Origin of the sequence: uncultured Meiothermus sp. (assembly GCF_937863175.1) — a bacterium.
GTDB lineage: Bacteria > Deinococcota > Deinococci > Deinococcales > Thermaceae > Meiothermus.
This window is the reverse complement of record NZ_CALMCQ010000260.1, coordinates 1-4,940: the sequence shown is the minus strand read 5'-3', so window position 1 is coordinate 4,940 and position 4,940 is coordinate 1. Positions and strand designations below refer to the sequence as shown.

At 59.3% G+C, this 4,940-nt stretch carries 5 protein-coding genes; 1 reads left to right on the top strand and 4 read right to left on the bottom strand.

The window, feature by feature from the left end; all coding sequences use genetic code 11:
* Positions 1–264: 264 nt before the first annotated feature.
* The 4 genes from Q0288_RS09825 to Q0288_RS09810 all read right to left on the bottom strand — a co-directional run bounded on the left by Q0288_RS09825 (position 265) and on the right by Q0288_RS09810 (position 2,981).
* Positions 265–696, bottom strand: coding sequence for a rhodanese-like domain-containing protein (locus tag Q0288_RS09825; RefSeq protein WP_299429901.1), 432 nt, complete (start codon positions 694–696; stop codon positions 265–267).
* An 82-nt stretch (positions 697–778) separates the two neighbouring features.
* Complete coding sequence (locus tag Q0288_RS09820) at positions 779–1,393, bottom strand: response regulator transcription factor (protein ID WP_299429899.1); 615 nt, start codon at positions 1,391–1,393, stop codon at positions 779–781.
* Positions 1,390–2,439 carry a sensor histidine kinase gene (locus Q0288_RS09815; protein ID WP_299429897.1) on the bottom strand — a complete coding sequence of 350 codons (1,050 nt, stop codon included), beginning with the start codon at positions 2,437–2,439 and terminating at the stop codon, positions 1,390–1,392. The genes Q0288_RS09820 and Q0288_RS09815 overlap by 4 nt, the downstream gene beginning before the upstream one ends.
* Positions 2,440–2,513: 74 nt before the next feature.
* On the bottom strand, positions 2,514–2,981 hold the full coding sequence (locus tag Q0288_RS09810; RefSeq protein ID WP_299429895.1) for an Lrp/AsnC family transcriptional regulator: 468 nt from the start codon (positions 2,979–2,981) through the stop codon (positions 2,514–2,516).
* Between the two features lie 134 nt (positions 2,982–3,115).
* Here Q0288_RS09810 and Q0288_RS09805 point away from each other — a divergent pair, with 134 nt between their 5' ends.
* Entirely contained in the window at positions 3,116–4,300 is a 1,185-nt protein-coding gene (locus Q0288_RS09805; RefSeq protein WP_299429893.1) for a PLP-dependent aspartate aminotransferase family protein, read from the top strand.
* Positions 4,301–4,940 lie beyond the last annotated feature (640 nt).

Genomic DNA, 4,940 nt, shown 5'->3' with positions numbered 1-4,940 from the left:
TCTGCAATGGCAGCCTGCAACGAGCCCGAGGTCAGATCCTGCTCGAGGGCAGCCCTGGGCGGTGCAAAAGTGGCCGCGGTAACCCAGCCAAGTAGTTGCATACGGTACCTCCTGCCCCCAAAATAGGGCTTTTGCCGGAACCGTTGGTCAGGCAGGGTCTGACAGGGCAGTCAGAAGAATTCCTACGCCCGACCAGGGAAGTATCGCGGCAAAAACAACCCCCTTGGAAGGGGGTCGTATCAGGGGGATTGCGTAGAGGCCAGATTACGGTCTCACAACCGGCAGATTGGCGGCAGTCCAGGCGTTCAGGCCGCCCATCAGGCTGCGGGCGTTGTAGCCCTGGCCGCGCAGGAAGGGGAGTGCCAGTGCGCCACGGTGTCCGATGCGGCAGTAGACGATGATGGGTCTGTCCCTGGGCACCTTGGCGATGTTGGCGGGAAGGGTGCGCAGGGGGATGTTGACAGCCCCGGCAATGTGGCCTTCGCGGAACTCGGCAACTTCGCGGATGTCGAGGATGAAGGGCTGGATGGCGTCAATCTGGGCTTTGGCTGCGGCGGGTGCTACACCGTGCCAGTCAGCGGGCAGCGTGGAGATGAAGGTGCCGACTTCGCGAACGGTGAGGGCGGAGAAGTTGGCGGACTGAGCCAGAACGGGAACCAGGGCAAGCAGCAGAACCAGGAGCATCTTGTGTTTCATGTCACTTCCTCCTGTCTCTAAGCTAAGTCAACCCCTGGTTCCCAAGGTCAGGGAAGGTCTGACAGCAACGTCAGAAGAATTCCTACACCAACCCGTGGTTCCTGGCCCACTGCACCAGCTCGGGCTGCGAGTCCAGGCCCAGCTTGTCCAGTGCGCGGCTCTTATAGGTTGCAGCAGTCTTGACCGAGATGGACAGCTTTTCGGCGGCTTGGCTGAGGTTGTAGCCCTGGGCCAGCAGCGCTACGACCGCTCGCTCCCGTTGCGAAAGCATCTCTGGGGTAGGCTGGCTTACGTGTTCAGCCAGACGTGGGGCCAACAAGGGGTGCAGGTAGCGCTCTCCCCTGGCAATCGCCGCTACCGCATCCAGCAAGTCTCGATCCACGGCGCGTTTGGGCAGGTAGCCGCTGGCTCCCCTTGCAAAAGCCTCTGCGATGTACTCGGTTTCTTCATGCATGGAAAGCACCAGCACCCTGGCAAAGTCCCGCAGTTTGGGCAAGGCTTGTATCCCGGGCATGCCTGCCAGGTTGAGATCGAGCACCACCAGATCGGGCAGGTCGCTGGTAGGGATATCGGACAGCCTTGCCAGCGCATCCTCGGCTCGATCAAATTCGGCTTCAACCAGGTGGTCGGCGGACTCGAGCACCAGACGCAGGCCCGTGCGGATCAGGGCATGGTCTTCAATTAGCACCACTTTCATACCGGCACCACAAAACTGATGCGGGTGCCTTTGCCGGAGGTGCTTTCCACATTCAGACTGCCGCCCAGTTGCTCGATCCGTTCGCGCATCCCCACCATCCCGACGGAAGCCGGAACCTTCAGGGGGTCAAAACCCAGCCCGTCGTCGGCCACCTGGCCTCGCACACGCCTGTCCCAGGCTGTGAGGCCTACATAGACCTTGCGGGCCTGGGCATGACGGGCTACATTGGTCAGGGCTTCCTGAATCACCCGGAAAAGCGCAATCTGCTGGCTTTCCCGCAGGTTGGGGCACTCGATCTCGGCCTGAACCTTGATGCCGGTGCGGAGCCGGTACTCCTGCAAGTAACGTTCCAGGGCCTTGGCCAGCCCCAGGTCGTCGAGCACTGCCGGACGTAGATCTCTCGACAGACGCCGCACTTCCTCCAGCGCCTGCACCACCGCTTTGCGGGCCTCGCTTAGATACTCGGGGCGCTTCTCGGCAATCTGTAGTGCCAGCAAGGCCCCGGTAAGATGACTCCCTACCTCATCGTGGAGTTCCCGCCCTACCCGGCGACGCTCCTCCTCCTGAGCAAAGAGCAGCTGGTGCATCAGGGTGCTGCGCTGGGCCTCCCGACGGGAGAGCCGGTCTACCTCGCTGGCATGTTTGAGACCCATGGCAACCAGAGAGGCGCCAAGGTTCAAAAAAGCTTCCTCCGAAGGGGCAGCCTCCAGAGGCATGCTTAGCACGTAGATTCCGCGTAGCTGCCCAGCAGCCAGCAACGGAACGGCTACCAGGCGCTGGTTCCAAATCAGTTGCTGGGTGTCCTGCGCCAGCTGCGCTAGCTCTATGGACTTCCTGTCGTGAGCACACCCGATATGGCAGTTCTGCAAAATCTCCAGCTCGAGCCGCCCCTGTCGCACACTATAGGCCTCGCCACAGCGTGCTGTCAGATTCTCCATCAAGACCTCGAGGCCTCTGCGTATAAGCACCGTCCCGTCTGTGCTGGAAGCCGCCATACTGGCCAGCTCAGCCAACGAGTAGCACCACTGCTGCGCCGCTTCTTTCATAATTCCTAGCTTAGGCTTCCTGGCCATAACGTTTGTCCCTTTTCTCCCAAACAAACCAGCGACCAGGCGATTGGTTAAACCGGCAACTCGGTAGTACTCTTAACCTGCCGCAAAACTGCCGAAGAGATGACCGTGCTCAAACCCGGTATGGCCGTAAGGTGATCCAGCAAAAATTTCTGAAAGTCGTTCAGGTCGGCCACCATAATTTTGAGCAGGAAATCGTCCTCACCCATCACCACATGGCACTCGGTCACCTCGGGGTATTTGAGGACTTCCTGCTCGAAGCGCTCCACATCGGCGCGGCTCTTGTGGTCGAGCTTGACCCGCACAAACACGCACAGACTGCGGCCAATCCTGTCCCTGTCCAGCAGCGCCACATAGCCGCGAATGACCCCCAGTTCTTCCATCCGCTTGACCCGCCGCAGGCAGGTAGAAGGGGAGAGGTTGACCAGCTCGGCCAGCTCGTTGTTGGGGATATTCGCCCGGCCCTGCAGGATGTTCAGAATTTTACGGTCTTTCTTGTCCAGCTCGACAGATGCCATAGGATTGCACTATTTTATCAGTTTATGACCTCAGATTGCTTCATTAGAAATTTGGGCGGGCGTTATTGCACACGCCTGCCAGGGCTGGGGTGTTATCTTGAAATCAAGCAACAATCTGGCCCCAGAGGTAGCGTATGAAACTTAGAACCCGCGCAGTGCATGCTGGACACCACCCCGACGCCCAGACCGGAGCCCATGTGGTGCCGATCTATAGCACCTCCACTTTTGCTTATGGTTCCTTTGCCAGAGGGGAGCGGCTGTTTGCCGGTGAGGAGCCTGGCTACATCTACGGGCGCATTGGCAACCCCACCGTGCGGGCCTTTGAGGAAAAGCTGGTCAGCCTGGAAGGGGCCCAGGAAGCGGTGGCTTTTGCCAGCGGGATGGCCGCCATCAGCGCCCTCTGCAACACCCTGCTGGCCCCCGGCGACGAGATTGTGTACCTGGCCCCGCTCTACGGCGGAACCGAGGGATATTTTCTGGAAACCCTGACCAGGTTTGGCGTACGTGTGACCGATGCCGGGAGCGTGGAGAACCTGCCCAGCATACTTTCTCCGGCCACCAAACTGATCTATTTTGAGACCCCCACCAACCCCACCTTGCGCATCTACGACCTGGCGGCGGTGGCCAAAATTGCGCGGGCTCGAGGTGTCTTAACCGTGGTGGACAACACCTTCGCCACTCCCTATCTGACCCGCCCTCTGGAGCACGGCATTGATGTGGTGCTGCACTCCGCTACCAAATACATTGGTGGGCATGGCGACTGTCTGGCGGGGGTTCTGGCAGGGCCTAAGGAGCTGATGGATGCTGTGCGAGCCGAGGGACTGCGGCATATCGGCGGAACCCTGGGCGCATTTGAGGGCTATCTGATGCTGCGGGGCCTCAAGACGCTGCCCTTACGCATGGAGGCCCACTGCGCGGGCGCGGCAAAGGTGGCGGAGTATCTGGCCAGGCACCCCGCCGTTCAGCGCGTACACTACCCCGGTCTGCCCTCCCACCCTGGCCACGAGGTAGCCAGGCGGCAGATGCAGGGCTTTGGTGGGCTGGTCTCTGTTGAGCTGGAATCGAAACAGGCCGCCGCAGTATTTCTCGATGGACTGAAGCTTTTCACGCAGGCGGTCAGCCTGGGTGATGTAGAATCACTGGCCACCCACCCGGCCTCTACCACCCACCAGCTGCTGCCATCCGAAATCCGCGAGCTTCACGGCGTGACCGATACCCTGGTGCGGCTGTCGGTGGGCATCGAAGACCCCGAAGATCTGATTGCCGACTTAGAACAAGCACTCAACCAGATGAGTCTGGTAAGGGTGGCCTCGAGGTAGCCCCCGCTAACTCGTGCATCTGTCCTCGAGTCGTTGCACCGGGAAGCGAGCGGTTCGTGAGGCCAGAACTCGGGTGAAGCGCAGTGCTTCAGAGCGCCCTGCACGCGCCTTCACCTCGAGGCGCAGGTTTGCCGAGCGCATCCAGTTTCCCGGTGCCCATTCTTTGTCATTATGGTTGAGACACTACCCCCTAGAACTTAATGTCGAAGGAAAACCCTTCTTCATGGTGGAAAAGCGAGGGACATGCTGTAATTTTCGGCAACCGCTGGTTGTTTGGCATACCCTTTGCTGTGGAACTCACCGTTACCTACAATTTAGGTACAATGAGCGGTCTAAGTTGTGCAGTCCATGGTGAGATGGCTGCAACAGTTTTACTAACCTAGTTTAGAGGGGGAGGAATTGCATGAACTATCTTCTGGGCATTTCGGATTCAGGCGCTGTGGTCGGTCCTCCTTGCAGGAGTAATGTGCCGCAAGGGCGGTTTGAGCAGCATTTAGCCTGCTTTGTTTGCTTACTCTAAGATGCGGGGCGGTATGGAGCAGAAGTCTGAATACACCATCCTGGACAATCTTCTTGAAGGTTGTCAGATTGTAGTGCGCCCCTATTTTGAGACCACCAATGGTTCAATCTTAGTCACCTC

Bases quoted from the DNA above. Each gene is read 5' to 3' on its own strand.
- Q0288_RS09825 (WP_299429901.1), bottom strand. From the start codon at position 696: ATGAAACACAAGATGCTCCTGGTTCTGCTGCTTGCCCTGGTTCCCGTT.
- Q0288_RS09820 (WP_299429899.1), bottom strand. From the start codon at position 1,393: ATGAAAGTGGTGCTAATTGAAGACCATGCCCTGATCCGCACGGGCCTG.
- Q0288_RS09815 (WP_299429897.1), bottom strand. From the start codon at position 2,439: ATGAAAGAAGCGGCGCAGCAGTGGTGCTACTCGTTGGCTGAGCTGGCC.
- Q0288_RS09810 (WP_299429895.1), bottom strand. From the start codon at position 2,981: ATGGCATCTGTCGAGCTGGACAAGAAAGACCGTAAAATTCTGAACATC.
- Q0288_RS09805 (WP_299429893.1), top strand. From the start codon at position 3,116: ATGAAACTTAGAACCCGCGCAGTGCATGCTGGACACCACCCCGACGCC.